Annotated in this window: 23 protein-coding genes, 1 pseudogene and 1 riboswitch; of the genes and pseudogenes, 15 read left to right on the top strand and 9 right to left on the bottom strand. The window is 33.2% G+C overall.

The features are described from left to right. Window positions 1-1,266, top strand: a complete 1,266-nt coding sequence (gene rho, locus HMPREF0446_RS05980; RefSeq protein WP_020991397.1) for a transcription termination factor Rho — start codon at window positions 1-3, stop codon at window positions 1,264-1,266. 690 nt (window positions 1,267-1,956) lie between these two features. Here rho and HMPREF0446_RS05975 read toward each other — a convergent pair. The 8 genes from HMPREF0446_RS05975 to HMPREF0446_RS05945 all read right to left on the bottom strand — a co-directional run bounded on the left by HMPREF0446_RS05975 (window position 1,957) and on the right by HMPREF0446_RS05945 (window position 7,233). Further along, window positions 1,957-2,598 carry an HD domain-containing protein gene (locus HMPREF0446_RS05975; protein WP_006702292.1) on the bottom strand — a complete coding sequence of 214 codons (642 nt, stop codon included), beginning with the start codon at window positions 2,596-2,598 and terminating at the stop codon, window positions 1,957-1,959. A gap of 64 nt (window positions 2,599-2,662) precedes the next feature. Further along, window positions 2,663-3,394 carry an amino acid ABC transporter ATP-binding protein gene (locus HMPREF0446_RS05970; protein WP_006702293.1) on the bottom strand — a complete coding sequence of 244 codons (732 nt, stop codon included), beginning with the start codon at window positions 3,392-3,394 and terminating at the stop codon, window positions 2,663-2,665. A gap of 1 nt (window position 3,395) precedes the next feature. Then, a complete protein-coding gene (locus HMPREF0446_RS05965; protein ID WP_006702294.1) occupies window positions 3,396-4,835 on the bottom strand; it encodes an amino acid ABC transporter substrate-binding protein/permease in 1,440 nt (479 codons plus the stop codon). Window positions 4,836-4,952: 117 nt separating this feature from the next. Beyond that, window positions 4,953-5,108 carry a YvrJ family protein gene (locus HMPREF0446_RS08365; RefSeq protein WP_006702295.1) on the bottom strand — a complete coding sequence of 52 codons (156 nt, stop codon included), beginning with the start codon at window positions 5,106-5,108 and terminating at the stop codon, window positions 4,953-4,955. A 67-nt stretch (window positions 5,109-5,175) separates the two neighbouring features. Further along, window positions 5,176-6,048: a Cof-type HAD-IIB family hydrolase gene (locus HMPREF0446_RS05960; RefSeq protein ID WP_006702296.1), complete on the bottom strand. Its 873-nt coding sequence runs from the start codon at window positions 6,046-6,048 to the stop codon at window positions 5,176-5,178. Continuing rightward, window positions 6,045-6,389, bottom strand: coding sequence for a YtxH domain-containing protein (locus tag HMPREF0446_RS05955; protein ID WP_006702297.1), 345 nt, complete (start codon window positions 6,387-6,389; stop codon window positions 6,045-6,047). The genes HMPREF0446_RS05960 and HMPREF0446_RS05955 overlap by 4 nt, the downstream gene beginning before the upstream one ends. Next, complete coding sequence (locus HMPREF0446_RS05950) at window positions 6,386-6,808, bottom strand: hypothetical protein (protein ID WP_006702298.1); 423 nt, start codon at window positions 6,806-6,808, stop codon at window positions 6,386-6,388. The genes HMPREF0446_RS05955 and HMPREF0446_RS05950 overlap by 4 nt, the downstream gene beginning before the upstream one ends. A 2-nt stretch (window positions 6,809-6,810) precedes the next feature. Then, entirely contained in the window at window positions 6,811-7,233 is a 423-nt protein-coding gene (locus HMPREF0446_RS05945) for an HIT family protein (protein ID WP_006702299.1), read from the bottom strand. A gap of 154 nt (window positions 7,234-7,387) precedes the next feature. Between HMPREF0446_RS05945 and HMPREF0446_RS05940 the strand changes: the two genes are divergently transcribed. From HMPREF0446_RS05940 to HMPREF0446_RS05885, 11 genes and pseudogenes are all read left to right on the top strand, one after another. Further along, complete coding sequence (locus HMPREF0446_RS05940) at window positions 7,388-8,131, top strand: ABC transporter ATP-binding protein (RefSeq protein ID WP_006702300.1); 744 nt, start codon at window positions 7,388-7,390, stop codon at window positions 8,129-8,131. Then, a complete protein-coding gene (locus HMPREF0446_RS05935; RefSeq protein WP_006702301.1) occupies window positions 8,124-9,356 on the top strand; it encodes an ABC transporter permease in 1,233 nt (410 codons plus the stop codon). The genes HMPREF0446_RS05940 and HMPREF0446_RS05935 overlap by 8 nt, the downstream gene beginning before the upstream one ends. Window positions 9,357-9,447: 91 nt before the next feature. After that, complete coding sequence (locus tag HMPREF0446_RS05930) at window positions 9,448-10,248, top strand: phosphotransferase family protein (RefSeq protein WP_006702302.1); 801 nt, start codon at window positions 9,448-9,450, stop codon at window positions 10,246-10,248. A 1-nt stretch (window position 10,249) separates the two neighbouring features. Beyond that, the gene (gene trmB, locus HMPREF0446_RS05925) at window positions 10,250-10,915 is read left to right on the top strand and encodes a tRNA (guanosine(46)-N7)-methyltransferase TrmB (RefSeq protein ID WP_006702303.1); all 666 of its coding nucleotides are present in this window, start codon (window positions 10,250-10,252) and stop codon (window positions 10,913-10,915) included. Window positions 10,916-10,928: 13 nt separating this feature from the next. After that, window positions 10,929-11,261 carry a hypothetical protein gene (locus tag HMPREF0446_RS05920; RefSeq protein WP_006702304.1) on the top strand — a complete coding sequence of 111 codons (333 nt, stop codon included), beginning with the start codon at window positions 10,929-10,931 and terminating at the stop codon, window positions 11,259-11,261. 97 nt (window positions 11,262-11,358) lie between these two features. Further along, window positions 11,359-12,444: a glutamyl aminopeptidase gene (gene pepA, locus HMPREF0446_RS05915; RefSeq protein ID WP_006702305.1), complete on the top strand. Its 1,086-nt coding sequence runs from the start codon at window positions 11,359-11,361 to the stop codon at window positions 12,442-12,444. A 28-nt stretch (window positions 12,445-12,472) separates the two neighbouring features. Beyond that, on the top strand, window positions 12,473-13,087 hold the full coding sequence (ytpR, locus tag HMPREF0446_RS05910) for a YtpR family tRNA-binding protein (protein ID WP_006702306.1): 615 nt from the start codon (window positions 12,473-12,475) through the stop codon (window positions 13,085-13,087). Window positions 13,088-13,110: 23 nt separating this feature from the next. Further along, a complete protein-coding gene (locus HMPREF0446_RS05905; RefSeq protein WP_006702307.1) occupies window positions 13,111-13,854 on the top strand; it encodes a hypothetical protein in 744 nt (247 codons plus the stop codon). 21 nt (window positions 13,855-13,875) lie between these two features. Further along, a complete protein-coding gene (gene murC / locus HMPREF0446_RS05900; RefSeq protein ID WP_006702308.1) occupies window positions 13,876-15,207 on the top strand; it encodes a UDP-N-acetylmuramate--L-alanine ligase in 1,332 nt (443 codons plus the stop codon). Between the two features lie 90 nt (window positions 15,208-15,297). After that, window positions 15,298-15,446, top strand: a riboswitch (Lysine riboswitch). Window positions 15,447-15,587: 141 nt separating this feature from the next. Continuing rightward, window positions 15,588-17,246, top strand: a pseudogene (locus HMPREF0446_RS08625) (ABC transporter permease subunit). A 5-nt stretch (window positions 17,247-17,251) separates the two neighbouring features. After that, window positions 17,252-17,989 carry an amino acid ABC transporter ATP-binding protein gene (locus HMPREF0446_RS05885; protein ID WP_006702311.1) on the top strand — a complete coding sequence of 246 codons (738 nt, stop codon included), beginning with the start codon at window positions 17,252-17,254 and terminating at the stop codon, window positions 17,987-17,989. 79 nt (window positions 17,990-18,068) lie between these two features. Here the strand turns inward: HMPREF0446_RS05885 and HMPREF0446_RS05880 are convergent, their stop codons facing one another. After that, window positions 18,069-18,311: a ferredoxin gene (locus tag HMPREF0446_RS05880; protein WP_020991396.1), complete on the bottom strand. Its 243-nt coding sequence runs from the start codon at window positions 18,309-18,311 to the stop codon at window positions 18,069-18,071. Window positions 18,312-18,537: 226 nt separating this feature from the next. Here HMPREF0446_RS05880 and HMPREF0446_RS05875 point away from each other — a divergent pair, with 226 nt between their 5' ends. The 3 genes from HMPREF0446_RS05875 to rpsA all read left to right on the top strand — a co-directional run bounded on the left by HMPREF0446_RS05875 (window position 18,538) and on the right by rpsA (window position 21,191). Then, window positions 18,538-19,125, top strand: a complete 588-nt coding sequence (locus HMPREF0446_RS05875; protein WP_006702313.1) for an SAG1386/EF1546 family surface-associated protein — start codon at window positions 18,538-18,540, stop codon at window positions 19,123-19,125. A gap of 82 nt (window positions 19,126-19,207) precedes the next feature. Then, window positions 19,208-19,867 (top strand): (d)CMP kinase, encoded by a 660-nt coding sequence (cmk, locus tag HMPREF0446_RS05870; protein ID WP_006702314.1) that lies wholly within the window; start codon window positions 19,208-19,210, stop codon window positions 19,865-19,867. 130 nt (window positions 19,868-19,997) lie between these two features. Then, the gene (gene rpsA / locus HMPREF0446_RS05865) at window positions 19,998-21,191 is read left to right on the top strand and encodes a 30S ribosomal protein S1 (RefSeq protein WP_020991395.1); all 1,194 of its coding nucleotides are present in this window, start codon (window positions 19,998-20,000) and stop codon (window positions 21,189-21,191) included. The last annotated feature ends 9 nt before the right edge of the window (window positions 21,192-21,200 follow it).

The following is a 21,200-nucleotide window of genomic DNA, read 5'->3' as shown; positions in this document are numbered from 1 at the left end:
ATGTCAGAAACAATTGAAACAGTAACTTTGCCAGTCTTGCAACAAAAGACTTTAAAAGAAATGTATGCTTTTGCGAAGCATTATAAAATTCCTTATTATGGGCAAATGAATAAAAAAGAATTAGCTCTAGCGATTATGAGAGCTCAAGAAGAAGCGACTGGATTCTTCCAAGTAGAAGGAGTATTAGATATTAATAATGCGGAAGGATATGGTTTCCTACGTCCTATTAATTATTCTACTAGCCAAGAAGATATTTATATTTCTTCTTCTCAAATTCGTAAATTTGCCTTAAGAAATGGTGACTTAGTAGCAGGGCCTGCTCGTCCTCCCCGTACGGGTGAAAAGTTTAATGGATTAATGCAAGTTGGATCAGTCAATGGTAAAGATCCTGAAGAAGCAAAAGAAAGGGATCATTTTCCAGGATTAACACCACTTTATCCTGAAAAACAAATGCATTTAGAAACAACTACTGGTAGAATTGCTTCTAGAATGCTAGATTTAATTTGCCCAATTGGATTTGGACAGCGTGGATTAATTGTGGCTCCACCGAAAGCTGGTAAAACAAGTTTATTAAAAGAAATTGCGAATGGAATTACAACTAATTATCCTGAAGCAGAATTAATTATTTTACTAATTGATGAACGGCCAGAAGAAGTAACGGATATTGAGCGCACAGTGGAGGCTGAAGTTGTTTTTTCAACGTTTGATCAAACACCGGAACATCATATTAAAGTAAGTGAATTAGTGTTAGAGCGTGCATTGCGTTTAGTAGAAGATGGACGAGATGTTATTGTCTTATTAGATAGTATTACTCGTTTAGCTCGTGCGTATAATTTAACGATTCCACCTTCTGGACGTACATTAAGTGGGGGAATCGATCCAGCAGCTTTTTATCGTCCTAAGAGGTTTTTTGGTTCTGCTAGAAATATTGAAGATGGCGGAAGTTTAACGATTTTAGCAACAGCTTTAATTGAAACAGGAAGCCGTATGGATGATGTCATTTATGAGGAGTTTAAAGGAACTGGGAATGCGGAAGTGCATTTATCTCGTGAATTAGCAGAAAGACGTGTATTTCCAGCGATTGATGTGAAACGTTCAGGTACTCGTAAAGAGGAAATTTTACTGGAACCTCATGTTTTAGAAGCAGTTTGGAAAGTTCGTAACACGATGAAGGGTGACGGATTAGAAACAAGCGAGCAAATGGTGAAGCAATTAAGAGAAACGAAGAGTAACAAAGACTTTATAAAGCGTATTGAATTACTGTAAAGAGATATGAAATTAGACTTTTCTGAATGTAGCAAAGGACGCAAGCAGCCTCGCTTTCGCGAGTCTCATTGCTAAACTTCGAGCCTAGGTCTCGAAGTCTCCTGTATTATCAGCCAAATCTGGCTGATAATACTTATGCTACTGGGAAAAGTCTATTTCATTGGACGTAAATTTATGAAAGTCCGTAAAAAATGATCGTTTTATAGCACTAGTAAAAAACATACGTTTCTCACATCAAAGAGAGTGAATAGAAAGAAAAAATATTTTTACCGTAGCAGTAATATAAGCCACAAAGGTAGTGGCTTATATTACGGGAAAATTTGAGACCAAGGCTCAAATTTTAGCCATGAGATTTGCGAAAGCAAAGCTGCTGGCGACCTAGCAATAGTAAAAATGTTTTCTGTTTCTATCTACGAGTAGAAGCTTTATCTTTTAATCCTTTTAAAGTTTGAGATAAATTATTACAGCACTAGTAAAGACCCATACGATACTCACATCAAAGAGAGTGAATAGAAAGAAAAAACATTTTTACCGTAGCAGTAATATAAGCCACAAAGGTAGTGGCTTATATTACGGGAAAATTTGAGACCAAGGCTCAAATTTTAGCCATGAGATTTGCGAAAGCAAAGCTGCTGGCGTCCCGCAACAGTAAAAATGATTTTTTCCTTCTATTCACGAGTAAATTTACTTTTACTTTAATCCTTCCCATTCTGCGAAAAATTGGGTTAAATAATCTTTCATAAATTCGTGTCGTCCTTTTGCGATTTCACGTGCTTCGGGAGTATGTAAAGTGTCAGATAAAGTTAATAATTTTTCATAGAAATGACCAATGGCAGTGTCTTCAAGATCCTGAGCATTTTCTAACACATCTTGAGGTTCTCCTGTATAAATTGGACGTTGGTGTGCGCCTGAATAAACAAAAGTACGAGCAATGGCAATTGCACCAATCGCATCTAGTCGATCCGCATCTTGAACAATTTTATCCTCAATTGAAATAGGGTGAAGAGGATTTTTTCCATTGCGAAACCCAACTGCGTCAATGGAATAGAGAATTTTTTTTATTAAATCTTCTGGTAAGCCATGTTGTACTAATAAATCTCTCACTTCTAGTTTAGCTTCTTCAACATTAGAAACAATTTTATGATCATATCGATCATGAAGTAGGGCAGATAACTCAATCTGTAGATGATTTGCTTCAGGATAATGTTCAGCAATTTTTTTAGCATTTTTCCATACTCGTTCAATATGATACCAATCATGCCCAGTATGTTCTTGAGTAAAAAATTTTTTCATTTCATTTTGAATCGAATGAATGATTTCTCTATGATTCATAGTTTATTCCTTTCTTCTGTCGAATAAAAAGACTTTTGGAAATCCAAAAGTCTTTTTGTAAATATTAATGTAAAACTTTATTTAAAAAGTCTCTTGTACGATTATGTTGAGGATTTTTGAAGATTTGTTCTGGTGTACCATCTTCTACGACATAACCGCCATCCATGAAAATTACACGGTCACTTACTTCGCGCGCAAATCCCATTTCGTGAGTTACTACGACCATTGTCATACCATCTTTTGCTAATTGTTGCATTACTTCTAATACATCTCCAACCATTTCAGGGTCAAGAGCAGAAGTAGGTTCATCGAATAATAACATTTTTGGTTTCATCGCTAAAGCACGAGCAATGGCTACACGTTGTTTTTGTCCACCGGATAAAGTTTTTGGATAAACATCTGCTTTATCTTCTAGTCCAACCATTCCTAATAATTCTAAGGCATGTTTGTCTGCATCTTCTTTTGTTTCACGTCCTAATTCAACAGGCGCTAATGTGATATTTTCTTTAATGGTTAAATGAGGGAATAAGTTAAAGTGTTGGAAAACCATTCCAATTTCTTGACGAACAAAGTTTAAATCAGTATTTTTATCGGTTAAATCATAACCATCAACGATAACTTTACCTTCAGTTGTTTTTTCTAGACGATTTAAGCAACGTAAAAATGTTGATTTACCTGATCCAGAAGGACCGATAATACAAACAACTTGTCCTTCTTCGATTTCTAAATCAATCGATTTTAAGACTTCTAATTCACCATAATTTTTTTTAAGGCCTTTTACTTCGATAATTGCCATCTTATGCCTTCCTTTCTAAACGTGCTGAAATTTTTGTTAATAGAGTAATAACAATTAAGTACATCATACCAACAATAAACCACATTGAACTTGATTGTAAGTTTCTTGCAATAATTATTTTACCAGTTTGTGTCAATTCTACAAGTCCTATGATTGATAAAATTGAAGTATCTTTCAAAGTAATGACAAATTGGTTAATAAATGACGGAACCATTAAACGAATCGCTTGAGGCAAAATGATTTTTTGCATTGATTTGTAATATGGTAATCCTAAACTCATCGCTGCTTCACTTTGGCCTTTATCAATCGCATTAATACCACCACGGACAATTTCAGCAATATAAGCAGCAGCATTTAACCCTAATGTTGTAATAGCTGCAACTGTTGCATCTAAACGAATATTTAATGCTTGAGGAATTCCAAAATAAATAAAGAATGTTAAAACAATTAGTGGAATACCACGCATAAAATCAATGTAGATAGTTGCGATTGTTTCTAATACAGAAATACGGCTAGTTCTCATTAATCCTAAAAGAACTCCAATAATAGTTGCAATTGCTAGAGAAACAAATGTAATCCAAATCGTATTCCATAAACCATTTAAAAGAGTAGGAGCATTTGTTTTTAATAATCCTAATAAACTTGTATCTTCAGTAGAAGTAGTTGTTGAATCATCTGTTCCAATGTAGTTATTAATGATTTTATCGTATTCACCATTAGATTTTAAAGTAGCTAATCCACGGTTGAAAGCTTCGATAAATTCAGTGTTTTGATTTTTTAATACGGCAACTCCATATTGAGTGGCTTGTTCTTTATAAGAAGTTAATGTCATTGGTAAGTGATTACTGCGAATGGCATATCCTAATACTGGATAATCTTCAAAAGCAGCCACACTATTTCCACTGACTACATCTTGATACATATTTGCTGAATCTTCAAATGTTGAGATTGTAAATCCGTATTGATCTTTAATAGAAGAAGCAAAACTAGCTCCTTGCGTACCAATTTTTACAGCGACATTTTTACCTCGTAGTTCTTCATAAGTACTAATGTTGCTTGAAGTGCTTACTGCCATTCCAATACCACTATCGAAGTATGAATCAGTGAAGTCAAATTTTTGTTTTCTTTCATCAGTCATACTCATTCCTGCAATAACTGCATCAACTTGTCCAGCTTCTAAAGCTTGAACAGCAGCGTTAAATCCTAAAGCTTTAATTTCAATTTCAAAATTTTCTTCTTTTGCGATAGCATTCATTAAATCCATATCAATTCCAACATAATTACCAGAAGTATCTTGGAATTCAAATGGGGCAAAAGTAGTATCTGTCGCAATCGTATATTTTTTTGTTGCAGCTTCAATTGGAGTAGAAAGAAGGAAAAACAAAATTCCTAATAAGCTAATCCAGAAGCTCTTTTTCTTAATGTTCGTATGTATTTTCATAAAGACCTCCATATTGTTAAAAATTAATGTGCGTCTATTTTACTAGATTTTAATGTAAAAAACAAAAAACAGGTCTCATGTCATGTTATATTTTATGACATGAGATCTGAGATGGAGTCACTCTTTCTTTAAATGATGATTGAGTTCAGTTAACAAATGAATCATTGTATCTAACCGTTGTTCCATTCGATGAAGTAAGTAAATACTCATTGCAATTGGAAAACCCATATTGCTAATTAAAGCAATGAACGGTTTAAGAATATCTGTTTCCATAAAATCACCTCCTACTATTAAAAAGGAAAGTGTATAAAAAAATTACCCCCATAAGGAGGTAATTTTTTTAACTTTGTTGATCTAAACATTTTTGGATTGCTTTAGCAACGCCACCATGTTTGTTATCATCTGTTTGAAATTTAGCAGTATTCATTGCTTCTTGATTCGCATTTCCCATTGCTACACTATAACCAGCCAATTTTAACATAGAAACATCATTTGAATTATCTCCAATCGCAAAAACTTCGTCCATTGAAATTCCTAAAGTGTCTGCGTAGTATTGAAGAGTGATTCCTTTTTGAGCATCTTTGTGAGTGACTTCAATATTTGTTTTAAAAGAAGAAGTAACAACTAGATTAGGAAGTTCTTGTTCGACATAAGATTTAATTTCCATTAATGAATCTTCAGCTTCGTAATTAGAAGTTAAGACTTTATAAATTTTAATCGTTGGGTCTTCTAAAACTTCCTCAACACTAGAAACATCGATGGCATAAAATAGTTTTTTTAATTTATCAATTTCAACTTCTAATTCATCTGGAGTAAGTTCTGGATGATTTTCTTTAAAAGTAGCTACTTTTTTAGCGAATTTCTCTTTAAAATGTAAAGAGAAGAATCCCTTAGAAGTCATCATATCCCAATTGTTATGATGCTTTTCAATTTTTTTAATAAGAATACGTGTGTCTTCATGAGAAAGTGTGACTTCTTTTAGGATTGTACCATCTTCTTGATAAATAACGGCTCCATTTAATCCAATGACTGGGCAGTGAATATTTGCAGGTTCTAAGCAGAGAGAAGCTTGGTAGAAATCTCTTCCTGAGCAAATGACAAATGGAATATTTTTTTCTTGTAAATAGTGTACCATTTTGATATTGTCCGGATGAATTGTAGAATGATCTTGTAAAATCGTACCATCCATATCGCTGGCAAATAATCGAATCATACATTCTCCTTTTTTGCTTCTTGAATATGTTTATTTAACAATGATAGATGTGCTTGAATTCTTTTAATACGAGGTTGGCTCATATGGTTAAAATTTTGTACATCTTGCATTATTTCTTCAGATAGTTCTTTTACTTGTGGAATAATTCGATATTGTAATTGTTGAGTTCCTTTTTGAAGAACAGGAATCCCATTACTTAAAGTAGAAATATCCTCCGATAAACTGACGATATTCTCATATAACTGTTCACGATTTTTTTTACCATTTTGCTTTGTTGTTAATAGAGCTACTGTACCACCAACAATACTTCCGAAGAGTAATCCTTTGACAAATTTTTTCATTTATTTTTTCTCCAAATTTCTAAGTAAATTTCATCATGAGAGTTTCCGTTAAATTGTTCTTTTTTAACGACTTCAGCATCATTCAAAGGTAATTCTAAGGTTTTATCACTTGGATAAATACTAGGCCATTTATAGAAATAATAATCTAAATCGCCTTTATAATCTTCAAGTTGAATATCTTCATTTTCAATAAATACAAAATCATTTTCTTTTGCGCAAGAAAGATCGAATTCAGCTAATGACTGGATAGAAACATCTGTACCTTCAAATAATTCTTTAGAATAATCTGATACAAATAAAGTTCCATTTTCCTGTTTTACTTTGCTTACGATGTTTTCAACTAAAAAAGCATCTCTTGATTGACGACGATGATTGAAAAGAACACCATTATTTTTATCTAATACATAAATGACTTTCATATTTATCCCTCCACATGTTTGGCAATGTTTTGTGCGATATTTGCTAATTCCTCGTGAGAATAGTCATGAGTTTCCCATTTCAATCCGAAACCTTCTTCGTGTTTGTAACGAGGAATTAAATGGATATGAGAGTGGAATACACTTTGAAAAGCAACTTCTCCATTATTATTTAAAATATTTACTCCTTTTACATCTGGATTCATTGCTTTTAAAGCACGAGCGATTTTTGGAATTCTGCTAAATACAGCTGCAGCTAATTCCTCATCATATTCAAAAATATCTTTCACGTGTTTTTTTGGCACAACTAATGTATGACCAGGGGTTACTTGACCTAAGTCTAAAAAGGCAATGACTACCTCATCTTCATAAACAATATGTGCTGGAATTTCTTTAGAAATAATTTTATCAAAAATACAATCTGACATGATAAAAACCTCCTTAAATTGTATAGGCAAATCGTACCACGAGTAGTGAAGGAATGCAATGAAATCGCGAAGTTTTTCTTCAAATGAAAGATTCTAGGAACTAGAGTATTTTTTTGATATAATAATGCTAAATTGTGTAGGATTGGAGAAAGTTATGACATTAAAAGTAGATCATATAACAGCTGGTTATACTCAAGTTCCTGTCATTAAAGGAGTTTCTTTTGAAGTACAATCAGGGGAAATTTGTGGGCTTATTGGATTAAATGGAGCAGGGAAAAGTACAACCATTAAATGTATTACAAATTTTATTCAACCATTTTCGGGAGAAATTTCTATTCAAGGGCATACGGTAGCAGAAAGTGTTCGAGATTATCGTAAATTGATTGCAGTCATTCCGGAAACGCCGGTATTATATGAAGAATTAACCTTTAGAGAACATATTGAATTAACAGCTCGTGCTTATCAACAAGACACACCTGAAACGATGCATAGAGCGATGGAATTAGTAGAGCAGTTTCGTTTAACGAAGCAATTAGATTGGTTTCCAGCTTATTTTTCAAAAGGAATGAAGCAAAAGGTACTCATTGTTTGTGCATTAATGTTAGACGTTCCGTTATATGTGGTCGATGAACCATTTTTAGGATTAGATCCATTAGGAATTCGTACATTATTAAATGTTTTAAGAGCAAAAAAAGAATCTGGTGCAGCAATTTTAATGTCTACGCATGTGCTAGATACTGCTGAAAAATATTGTGATCGTTTCATTGTATTACATGATGGATTGGTTCAAGCACAAGGAGATTTAGAAACGCTTAAAGGCGAAGTTCAAATTGATGAAACTTCATTAGAAGACGTGTATTTTGCCTTAACAACGAATACAGGTGATCATCATGAATAGTGAACAATTGTGGGGAACTCGTTTCAAGACTTATCAGAAAAAAGTAATGAAATATGCCAAATATATGATGAATGATCATTTTATGATTGTTGTCTTTTTCTTATTTGGCTTTCTATTATTTCAATATTCAACATGGTTAAAAACAATTCGTATTTTAGAATGGCCTTTGATTTTATTGATTAGTTTATTATTAGCTATTGTTCCTTTATTTGGTGAAATTGCTACTTATGTAGAAGAGGCAGATTTACACTTTTTAAGTGTGATTGGTGAAGATTTTAAACCCTATTTTAAACGTGCGATTCGTTATAGTTGGATTTTTCCATTAGTGATGAATTTTATTGCAACGATTTTTGTGTTGCCGATTTTTATGCAAGCATATGGGAACGGAATGATTCCATTTATTGCCATTCTAGTAACGCTATTATCACTAAAAGGATTCCATTTTATGATTCAAAAATCAATTTTTGAAGGAAAGTTACCGAGGAATTCTTTTTATAATGTAGCACTCTATTTGGTGAATAGTATTTGTTTATTTGGAATTCTTTCTTTTATTCCAAAAGTGTTCTCTTTATCGATGGCACAAGTATTAGCAGTTCTTGCAATTGGACTTTATCGTTTTGCATCTGCTAAAACGGTGAATTTTGACTGGAATGAAATGATTCAAAAAGAACAAGTGCGTCAACAAAGAATTTTTAGAGTGATTGCTTTATTTGTAGATGTGCCGTTTTTAAAGAAACATCAAGCAAAACGCAATCAATCATTAGATATTTTCGTAGGAAAACTAACACCCAATCGTATTCATCCGTATCGTTATTTATTAGTTCGAACAGCATTAAGAAGTTCCAATTATGTTACGGTATTTCTTCAAATGATTGTAGTGACAGTTTTATTATCATTTATTAGTTCTATTTGGTATTGGATAATGGCAATTCAATCGATGATGATGTTAGTGATTTGTTTCCAATTTGCTTCTTTATATAAACATCCAAAAGCGCATTCTATTTATATTCATTCCTTATATGAACCAAAGGAAATGATGGATGATTTTATTGGGGTTGTTTTACAGTTAGTAATTGGAGCAAGTATAATGATTAGTCTATTAACAGCTTTAGTCTCAAGAAATCCTTTCGTATTAGTAGGACTTTTATGGTATCCCGTATTATCTACAGTATTTTTATATGGTTATTTAAAACCACGTTTAAATCGTAAAAAGAAAAGAAGATAGATTTTAACCGTGAAGCTTGACGGAAACATTGGGACAGCATAAAATGAAAGATAACGAATAAACTCAAGAAATGGTCGGTAGGGATAGAAATATGGAACAAAACATGGATGCAGGATGGGAATTACATCCAATTGGGGGAGATACCGGACAAGCCTATATGGCAGTGAGAGCGCAGGAGAGAGTCTTTTTAAAAAGAAATTCTTCGCCATTTTTAGCTGCATTGTCAGGAGAGGGAATTGCCCCTAAATTAATGTGGACCAAGAGAGCAGGAAATGGAGATGTTTTAACAGCTCAAGAATGGTTAAATGGTCGATCCTTAACAACTGAAGAAATGAATTCAATGGAAGTGATTGATTTATTAAAAGAAATCCATCAGTCTCCTAATTTACTATTAATGCTTCAAAAAATTCAAGGCGAAGAATATACTGCTCAGCATTTCATTGAAGATTATTTAGTAAATTTACAATCAGGTTTACAAAGTCATCGTTTCTTATCAGAAGTATTAGATTATTTAAAAGAAACATTGCCTCTTGTATTAGAAGCAGGCAAAACCGTTTGTCATGGTGATTTAGATCGTCGTAATTTTTTATTAGCTAATGATAAATTATATTTAATTGATTGGGAAATGGTTCGTTTAGCTGATCCTGTATCGGATTTAACGATGATTTTAACTCAATACATTCCTGTTCACCAATGGGGTGAATGGTTAGATGCTTATGGGTTGAATTTATCAACGAATATTTATCAACGAATTGAATGGTATGCTTTGATGAATTGTTTAAACTTTATTAAGAAAAGTCATTTTGAAGGTCGTTATTATGAAATGAATGAAAAGATTTTAGTGGTAAAATCAATTTATAATCATCGTTTGATGAAAGAAGAGGAGTATTAAATTGCGTTTAAGAAATAAACCATGGGCTAAAGATACTTTATTAGCTCATCCAGAAATGGTGATTCAAAATCCAGAGGAATGGAAAGGACGCTGGAAAGAGCGTTTTGGAAATGATCATCCGATTCATATTGAAATCGGATCTGGAAAAGGACAATTTGTTAGTGAAATGGCAAAGAAAAATCCAGAAATCAATTATATTGGGATTGAAATTCAAACAAGTGTGATTGTTGTTGCGTTAGAAAAAGCTTTAGCAGCAGAAGTTCCAAACTTACAATTATTACATATTGATGGTGGAACAGTAACAGATTATTTTGCAGATGGTGAAGTTGATCGAATTTACTTGAATTTTTCTGATCCATGGCCTAAGAAACGTCATGCTAAAAGACGCTTAACTCATGCTGATTTTCTAAAAGCATATGAACAAGTATTGCCGTTAGAAGGAGAAATTCATTTTAAAACAGATAATCGTGGATTATTTGAATATAGTTTAGCTTCATTTTCTCAATTTGGAATGATTTTAAAGCAAGTATGGTTAGATTTACACCAAGTAGAGTTTGAAGGCAATGTGATGACCGAATATGAAGAAAAGTTTTCTGCTAAAGGACATCCGATTTATCGAGTAGAAGCAATTTTTCCAAAAGAACGTCATCCCTATGAAGTAAAATAGAGGAGTGAGTAAAATGTCAGAAAATAAATCATCTTTTAGAGCAGGATTATTCCTTGCAGCCGGTGCTTTTGTTGGTGCATGGCTCGTTTCTAAATTTTATGAGAAGAAACTAGTAAATGGGGATATCATTGTAGGAAATGTTCGTCGTTTATTTACAGTTGTTGGTACAATTGAAGGTTCATGGATTGAAATGGAACCAGTGTATATTGAACAAGAAGATTTTAGTGGATATGTATACTATGGTGGCATTACTCGTAAAGAACAAGAAGAATTGGTACAATACGAATTTTATGCAGATGCAAAAACAGGTGCAGTTCTAGATTTATATAAAATAGCGTCAGCCTAAGGGTGAGGAATACTCATCAAAGAGTGACGGTTAAAGGAGCTCTGAAAGGACTGGGAACGGTACATTAGAGCTTTTTATTCTTATGGAGGCAAGAACAATGGAAAAGAAAACAGAAAGTTTAATTAAAACTTTAACAGAATTACAATCAACAAGTGGACATGAAAGAAATGTTCGAGAATTTATGAGAAAAGAATTGGAGCCATTAGTCGATCGTATTGAGCAAGATGGTTTAGGTGGTATTTTTGGGATTCGTGAACATCAAGATGCGAATGCTCCTAAAATTATGATTGCTGCTCATATGGACGAAGTTGGATTTATGGTGACAAATATCACTGCAACAGGTTTGTTAAAAGTTAGTCCATTAGGTGGTTGGAATCCATATGTCGTTTCTGCGCAACGTTTTACATTGCAAACTCGAAAAGGAGATTATCCTGTTATTTCAAGTTCAATTCCTCCACATTTATTACGTGCAGCGGGTGGACAACAAGCAGCAGTGAAAGTAACAGATATTTTATTTGATGCCGGATTTACTTCTAAAGAAGAAGCTGAAGAATATGGGGTTCGTCCTGGAGATACAATTGTTCCTATAGTGGAAACAATTTGGACAGCGAATAAAAAACGAATGATTGCAAAATCATGGGATAATCGTTATGGTTGTACAGTCGTATTAGAAGCTTTACGTGAATTACAAAATGAAGCTTTACCAAACACATTAATTGCTGGAGCAAATGTTCAAGAAGAAGTTGGATTACGTGGTACAGGACCAAGTGTTACAAAATTCAATCCAGACTTATTCTTTGCTGTAGACTGTTCTGCGGCAGATGATTTAACAGGTTCAAAAGATACATTTGGACATTTAGATCAAGGATTCTTATTAAGAATATTAGACCCAGGTTTAATTACATTACCTCGTATGAAGGAATTTTTAGAAGATACTGCTTTAACTCATAATATTCCATTCCAATATTTTGTTTCTCAAGGTGGAACAGATGCAGGAAAAGCTCACTTAATGAATCAAGGTGTTCCAAGTACGGTGATTGGGGTATGTGCTCGTTATATTCATACGCATCAAACAATGTTCTCGATTAAAGATTATGAAGCGGCGCGTGAAATGGTTATTCAAACGATCCGTGCATTAGATCGTAGTACAGTTAATACAATTTTAGATGGAAGAACAAATTAATTTAAAAAATAAATTTAAGGAGATTACTATGTGGTTAAGTTTTTATAATCAAGAAGGTATTTCAGATACATTATTATTAACATCAGGAGCGGCAAGCCGTTATGATGTAGCGATTGAAACTAAAAATGGAGTAACACGTGTATTAGATGAAAAAACGAATACAGTGATTGGCTATAATATTGCAGGAATTTCAAACCATATTCGTTTTGAAAAAGCAGGACAACAATTTTTATCTGCTGAAGAGCAAGAAATTGTTAAAACATTAATCCAAGAAGCTGGATTCGATGGAGCATCATTGGATTTATCTCCAAAAGATACTTTAGTAGTTGGTTATGTGGAAACTTGTGTTCCTCATGAAGATTCAGATCATTTACATGTTACACAAACACGTGTAAGTCAAGATACAGTTTTACAAATTGTTTGTGGAGCTCCAAATGTAAAAGCAGGACAAAAAGTTGTAGTAGCAACTCCAGGTACTGTAATGCCAAATGGTAGCATTATTTGGTCTGGAGAATTACGTGGGGTAGAAAGTCATGGGATGTTATGTTCTGCTCGTGAATTAGGTTTAGAAAATGCGCCTGCTAAAAAAGGAATTTTAGTGTTAAATGATGATGCTGTTATTGGAGAACCGTTTAAAGGTTAAAAAATCGATGAGGAGTGGTATTATTGTCAGATAACCATCGTTCGATGAGAGAGATTAGTAATCAACATTTACCAAATAAGAAAAATTTCCAAACAAAATGGGTTGATTTTCCAAATCATTTGCACCCGAAAGAAGAGGTAGCATTTGATTCTGAACAAGAAGAGATAAAAGAAGAAACCATTGTAGAACATTATCTACCTTTTTCTCATCCAACTCGTTCAGCATTAGAGGAAAAAATGAATCCTGAAAAAAAAGAAGGAATTTTCCAATCTTTCAAAGAAAGCAGTCAAAGAGGGAACAATCGAGATAAATGGCGTAGCTTTTTACAAGAAAAACCAACTCGTACTCGTTTTACACCTTCAACGGTTCCTTCGATTTTAAAAGGGATGACTCCTGTTAAAAGTGTAAAGAAGCAAGTTGCTTATGAAGAGTTAGAAAATCAATTAAAAAGAGATGCGGAAGAGTTACTTATATTTTCAAGTGAAGAAACCCCTTTAGTAAGAGTAGAAGAAGTAGAAGTTGAAAGAAAATCACAAAAAATTGAAAAACAAACTCCAGCACAAAAAAGAGTGAATCCTTCTTTATCTTCTAGTCAAATGGTACAAGAAACATTATTGAAGACTTTACCCGATACACAATCAATGGAAGTATTAGCTCCAGAGTTAAAACCTTTACCTGGTAAGCAGCGAAGAGCTATGAATCGATCATTATCTTGGATAATGGAACAAGAACAAGGAAAAGATACTTTACCATACAGTAAAAAGTAAACATAGGAAGTGGAATTGATCATGGATAAAAGTAAAATTTATCATTTTACGGGTATCAAAGGCTCTGGGATGAGTGCTTTAGCCCTAGTATTACATGGAGAAGGATATTCTGTTCAAGGTTCAGACTTGGAGAATTATTTCTTTACACAAAAAGGTTTAGAAGATGCTGGCATTAAAATGTTTCCTTTTAATGCAGAAAATATTCAAGAAGGACAAATTGTCATTGCAGGAAATGCATTTCCAGATAGCCATGAAGAATTAGTGGCTGCACGTGAAAAAGGAATCGAAATGATTCGATATCATAAATTTTTAGGAGAATTATTAAAAGGCTATAAAAGTGTTGCTATTACTGGTTCGCATGGGAAAACAAGTACAACAGGTTTATTAGCACATGTTTTAAGTGCGATGGAACCAACAAGTTATTTAATTGGGGACGGTACTGGACATGGGGTAGAAGGGTCTGAATACTTTGTATTAGAAGCCTGCGAATATAAACGTCATTTTATGGCCTATAAACCAGATTATGCTATTATGACAAATATTGATTTTGATCATCCTGATTATTATACGGATATTGATGATGTGCAAAGTGCATTTGAATCATTTGGTCGTCAAGTGAAAAAAGGGATTATCGCTTGTGGGGATGATGCAAGATTACATGAGTTGGATGTGACTACACCAATTACTTATTATGGAATTGCTAAAAGCAATGATGTTGTAGCAGAAAATATTGAAAAAGATACAGAAGGTAGTCATTTTGATGTTTATATTTATGGTAAATTCTATGGTAAATTTGATATTCCAACATTTGGAACTCATAATATTTTAAATGCATTAGCGATTATTACTTTCTATTATTTAAATAATTTTAATCCAGAAGAATTAGCATCTAATTTAAAAACTTTTGGTGGAGTTAAACGTCGTTTCTCAGAGAAAAAAATTAAAGAAATTACAGTTATTGATGATTACGCACATCACCCATCTGAAATTCGTGCAACATTAGATGCTGCAAGACAAAAATATCCAACAAAGAAAATTGTAGCAGTATTCCAACCACATACGTTTACAAGAACAATTGCTTTGTTAGATGAATTTGCAAAAGCATTATCTTTAGCAGACGATGTTTATTTATGTGATATTTTCGCCTCTGTGCGTGAAAAATCAGGAAATGTTTCGATTGAAGATTTAGCAGCTTTAGTTGAAGGTGGAGCAACAGTATTAAAACTTGAAAATGTTTCACCATTGTTAGTTTATAAAGATGCTGTTATTATCTTTATGGGTGCAGGAGATGTACAAAAATTTGAATTTGCTTATGAACAATTATTAAGCAGTACTTCTCCAACACAAAATTAATGATGGAAATTTAATTATGAAAATTAAATGAAAATAGTTGACATCATATTTTCATTTTGTTACAATGAATTTACAAATTAAATAAATGGTTATTGAACTTGAGGCGCGGATGACAAAAGTACGTGATTACGGAAAGGGGATTTCGCCGAAATGTAGCAAAGCTATGTTGGGGGCTGGTCATAATAGGTCAGTCACTGTCACACTCTCTGCCCAGAACAGTGTGAAGTGCAATCAATTACCGGGCAAAAGCAGTTTATGCTAATTTTTTCTGTACACTTTTTTATGATAAGAGTCTATTCAGGGGAGATTGCGAACCTTTTGTTCGTGATCTCTCTTTTTTATTTGAGTCAAAAGTTTATAGCCAGGAGGAGAGGATTTTTATGAAAAAAAATTTATTAAAAGGATTATTAACTGTAGCAATCGGTTTAGGCTTAGCTGCTTGTGGAAGTAAATCATCAAGTAACCAATTAGTTGTTGGGATGGAAGCGGGATATCCTCCATTTAACTGGACACAACAAACAGATGCTAATGGCGCTGTAAAAATCCAAGGAACAAATGATTATGCTGGTGGTTATGACGTTGAAATTGCTAAACGTGTTGCTAAAAAATTAAATAAAGAATTAGTTGTTGTAAAAACTGAGTGGGATGGCTTAACACCAGGCGTTGTTTCTGGTAAACTAGATGCAATCATAGCTGGTATGAGTCCGACTGCTGAAAGAAAAGAAGCAATTGATTTCTCAGATAACTATTACAAATCACAATTAGTTATGATTGTTAAAAAAGGTAGTAAATATGAACAAGCTAAAACATTAGCTGATTTCTCAGGTGCTAAAGTAACTGGACAATTAAACACTTTCCACTATAGTGTAATTGATCAAATTCCAGGCGTTGCAAAACAACCTGCAATGGATAACTTCCCTGCAATGCGTGTTGCATTACAAGCTGGAACAATTGATGCATATGTTTCTGAATTACCAGAAGGTGTTTCTGCTCAAGCTGCAAATTCAGATTTCGTAATGATTAAATTATCTGATGGATTCCAAGCAAGTGATGAAGATACAGATACAGCTGTTGGATTGAAAAAAAATAGCCCATTAAAAGATGCTATCAACAAAGCTTTATCAGAAATTTCTGATGCTGAACGTCAACAAATTATGGATGAAGCTATCAAAAATCAACCAGCTGCTAACTAATAAACATATTTTACTAAACTAGAAGGGGAAATCCTTCTAGATACATAACTAAAAAAAGAAAGAGGGCAAAAGATGAATATTGAATGGATTATCAAAATTATACAAGATAATTGGCCAATGTTTCTAAATGGAGCTTGGGTAACCTTATATATTTCAATTATTGGGACAATTATTGGAACAGGAATTGGATTATTAATAGGATTAGTAAAAACTATTCCAATGCCAGAAAAAGGTTCAAAAAGAATTACATTAAAAATTGCAAATGCGATTTTAACAGCTTACACAGAGTTCTTTAGAGGAACTCCAATGATTGTACAAGCAATGGTTATTTATTATGGGTCAGCATTAGCGTTTGGAATTGATATGGATCGTACATTTGCTGCAATTTTTATTGTATCGATTAATACAGGTGCTTATATGTCTGAAATTGTTCGTGGAGGAATTATTTCTATCGATAAAGGACAATTTGAAGCTGCTCAAGCAATCGGGATGACACACACTCAAACAATGATGAATGTCGTATTCCCGCAAGTCATTCGTAATATTTTACCTGCTACAGGAAATGAGTTTGTTATTAATATTAAAGATACTTCAGTATTAAACGTAATTTCTGTTTCAGAATTATATTTTGCAACAAAAACAGTTGCAGGAGCAAACTTCCGTTACTTTGAAACATTCTTTGTCACATTGATTTTATATTTCATTATGACAACTGTATTAACACAAATTTTACGTTATATTGAACGTAGAATGGATGGTCCAGATAACTATGAAATTATTCATTCAGATCCATTAAATTCAAATTCAATGGCATCTGTATACGAAAAAACGAAAGGGAAAGGATAAGAATCATGAGTCAAGAAGTAGTAACGATTAAACATTTAAATAAAGTGTTCGGGACTCATGAAGTCCTAAAAGATATTTCATTTTCAGTAGAATCTGGAGAAGTAGTAACAATTATTGGTTCATCAGGTTCTGGTAAATCTACTTTATTACGTTGTGTAAACTTATTAGAAAAACCAACTTCTGGTGAAATTTTATATAATGGAAAAAATATTTTAGATGAAGATACAAATATTTATGAATATCGTACTCATTTAGGAATGGTTTTCCAACAATTTAATTTATTTAATAACTTAAATGTATTAGAAAACTGTACAGTGGGTCCTATTAAAGTATTGAAAAAATCAAAAGAAGAAGCTGAAGAAATTGCAAAAAGTTTCTTAGAAAAAGTTGGTATGAGTGCTTACTTAAATGCTCGTCCTCGTCAATTATCTGGTGGACAAAAACAACGTGTAGCGATAGCTAGAGCTTTATCAATGCAACCAGATGTACTATTATTTGATGAACCAACTTCTGCATTAGACCCAGAAATGGTGAATGAAGTTTTAGAAACAATGAAGAGTTTAGCCCATACTGGATTAACAATGATTATAGTGACACACGAAATGGAATTTGCTAGAGACGTTAGTGATCGCGTTATCTTTATGGATAAAGGGGTTATCGCTGAAGAGGGAACTGCTGAGCAAATCTTTACAAATCCGCAAAAAGAAAGAACAAAAGAATTCTTGATGCGCGTATTGTCGTAAAATGAGTGATCAAATAGTAATAAAGGACGGCAGCAGATATCGAAAGGTATCTGCTGCCGAACTATTTTAAATAGGTGAATTAAAATGGAGAATTTTTTCTTTTAATAGCTCCTGTCGGACAGTGAGTATAGGCTTCTTTAAAAGGTTCTATTTCATGTTCAGGGATTGGGAGGCTTCCAGTATTATTATCGTGTTTCATGAATGCAATTCCATCGTTATCGTATTCAAAAAGATGATTAGCTTTCAGTTGACAAATGCCACAGGCAATACAACTTTCACAATCAACTTTTCCATAAATGGATTGTATTTTTTTTGAATTCAATTGGTTCCCTCCTTTTTTGAAGACGTTACTAGTTACTGTAAGTTTCTCATATTTCAAAAAAATTTTCAAAACATTTAAAATTTTTGAAAAAGTAATGACAATAACAAAAAATGTGCTAAAATGTTATCTATAGATTGAAAAGATTGCATATTATTAGGAAAATGTGCTATAGTTTTAAATGAATAAAGTCTAATGACGACAGTGGTTGAATTTAGGAGGATTTTTAATGAGTGATAATTTAAATAATGAAAGAAGCCCAAAAGATGAGCAACCATGGGATCGCCAATTTGGTGAAGATACGCAGAAAGCACGTCAATACTCTCGTAGTGCTCGTAACTCTAATGGTAAAGCAGTAGCACCGCTTTTAAGTGTGTTATTATTTGTATTTATTGTAGTTGTAGTATCTCCATTATTATTTATGATGTGGTTCTATTGGTCAAGTTCAAAAGCTGAAGTAAAACCTCGTACAGCAGATGAGGTAATGTTAACAAAAGTTGTAGAAACAACGACAGCAGTAACAACGACTGCTGAGGCAAAATCTACTGAAACAAAAGCTAATGAAACGACAGTAACATCTACTACTGCAGCACCATCAGATGCTGCTAGACAACAACAAAGAGAGCAAACTACAGCTGAGGCACAAACTTCTCAAAATGGTGCTTATGGAACATATACTGTTCAAGCAGGTGAAACATTATATAGAATTGCAGTAAATCATGGTATGGATGTAGCAACATTGAAATCTATTAATGGATTATCGGGAAATAACATTTCACCAGGTATGCAATTAAAAGTATTACAACCAAGACAATAACAGCTAAAGGCTGGGCAGCAAGTCCAGCCTTTTAGGTTGTTATAAGACAAAAATTTATAAAATTTAAAAGGAGAAATATGTTATGCAAGTTGCAATTGATGGACCGGCTTCGTCTGGAAAAAGTACTATTTCAAAATTAATTGCGAAAGAAAATCATTTTGTTTATTTAGATACTGGAGCAATGTATAGAGTTGTGACATTAGCAGTGTTGAGAAATAATATTTCGTTAGATGATCACGAAGCTATTGAAAAATTAGTTCAAACTATTGAAATTGTTTTTTCGATGCAAGATGGAAAACAAAGTGTATTTATGAATGGTGAAGATGTCACAGATGAAATTAGAAGTGTAGAAGTGACTCGTAATGTTTCAGCTGTTTCAGCTTTAAAAGAAGTAAGAACAAGATTGGTTCATCTTCAACAAGAAATTGCAGAAAATCATTCGATTATTATGGATGGAAGGGATATTGGAACAGTCGTACTTCCACAAGCTGAAATTAAAATTTTCCTTGTAGCTAGTGTGGAAGAGCGTGCAAGACGTCGCTTCATTGAAAATCAAGAAAAAGGAATTGAGATGTCTTATGAAGAATTAGTGGAAGATATTCGTAGACGTGATCATATTGATTCTACACGTAAGGAATCACCACTAAGAAAAGCCGAAGATGCAATTGAAGTGGATACAACAAAAATGACAATTGAAGATGTTGTAAAAGTAGTAACCGCATTGATTCAAAAGAACCAATAACATAGGCGTTTTAAAAGGATATTACTAGAATTGTGATAGAAATAGTGATATGATATAAAGAGGAGAAAAAATTATTTTTTAGAATAATTTTTTCGTTCGAATGAATGGTTGCGTAATAGGAGGAAGTCAAATGTCAGAATTACAAACAATGCAAGATGCGCTTGATATTGTAAAAGATATCCAAGTTGGAGACTTAGTTCAAGGAGAAGTACTAGTTTTACAAGATAAACAAGCTATTGTTGGTATTATTGGTGGAGGTGTTGAAGGTGTAATTCCTTTTAATGAATTATCAGCAACTCCATTTGATAAAGTAGAAGATGTAGTAAAAGTGGGAGATGTATTAGATTTAGTAGTTATTAAACCTATTAAAGATAAAGAAAATGGTAGTTTCTTACTTTCAAAACGTCGTGTAGATGCTCGTAAAGTTTGGGAAGAACTTCAAGTAAAAGCAGATAATCATGAACAAGTTGAAGGAACTGTAAAAGACGTAGTTAAAGGTGGATTAGTTGTAGATGCAGGTGTGCGTGCATTTGTACCAGCTTCAATGATTTCTGACCACTTCGTTTCAGATTTAAAACAATTTAAAGGACAAACTTTATTATTTGATATCGTTGAAATTTTACCAACAGATAATCGTTTAATTTTATCACGTAAAGAAATTGTAGCAAACGAAAAAGCAGCTAAACGTGCTTCTGCGTTAGAAGCTGTTTATGAAGGAGCAATTGTTACAGGTAAAGTTGCTCGTTTAACAAACTTTGGTGCGTTCATTGATTTAGGTGGAATTGATGGTTTAGTTCATGTTTCTGAAATTTCTCATGAACATGTATCAAAACCAAGTGATTTCTTAGCAGTTGGTCAAACTGTAGAAGCAAAAGTAATCGGCTTAGATGCTGAAAAAGGTCGTGTTTCATTATCTATTAAAGAAACTGTTCCAGGACCTTGGGATAATATTACTGAACGTGCTGCAGTTGATTCTACATTAGTAGGAACTGTTAAACGTTTTGCAGCGTTTGGAGCATTTGTTGAATTATTCCCTGGAGTAGAAGGGTTAGTTCATATTTCTCAAATTGCTCATAAACATATTGCAACTCCTCAAGAAGTTCTTCAAGTGGGACAAGAAGTATCTGTTAAAGTATTAGAAGTAAATGAAGCGGAAAAACGCATTTCATTAAGTATTAAAGCTTTAGAGGAAGCTCCAGTTGTTGAAAAGCCTGAAGTGGAAGAAGTTGTTGAAGAAGAATATGTCTTACCAGAAGAAGACGTAACATTTTCATTAGCAGATCGTTTAGGTGAACAATTATCTGAATTAGTTGTTGAAGACTAATAAAAAATA

The sequence above is a fragment of the Granulicatella elegans ATCC 700633 genome, from assembly GCF_000162475.2.
In the GTDB taxonomy this organism is placed as follows: Bacteria; Bacillota; Bacilli; order Lactobacillales; family Aerococcaceae; genus Granulicatella; species Granulicatella elegans.
The sequence above is the reverse complement of the archived record's forward strand: the minus strand, read 5'-3'. Positions and strand labels throughout refer to the sequence as shown.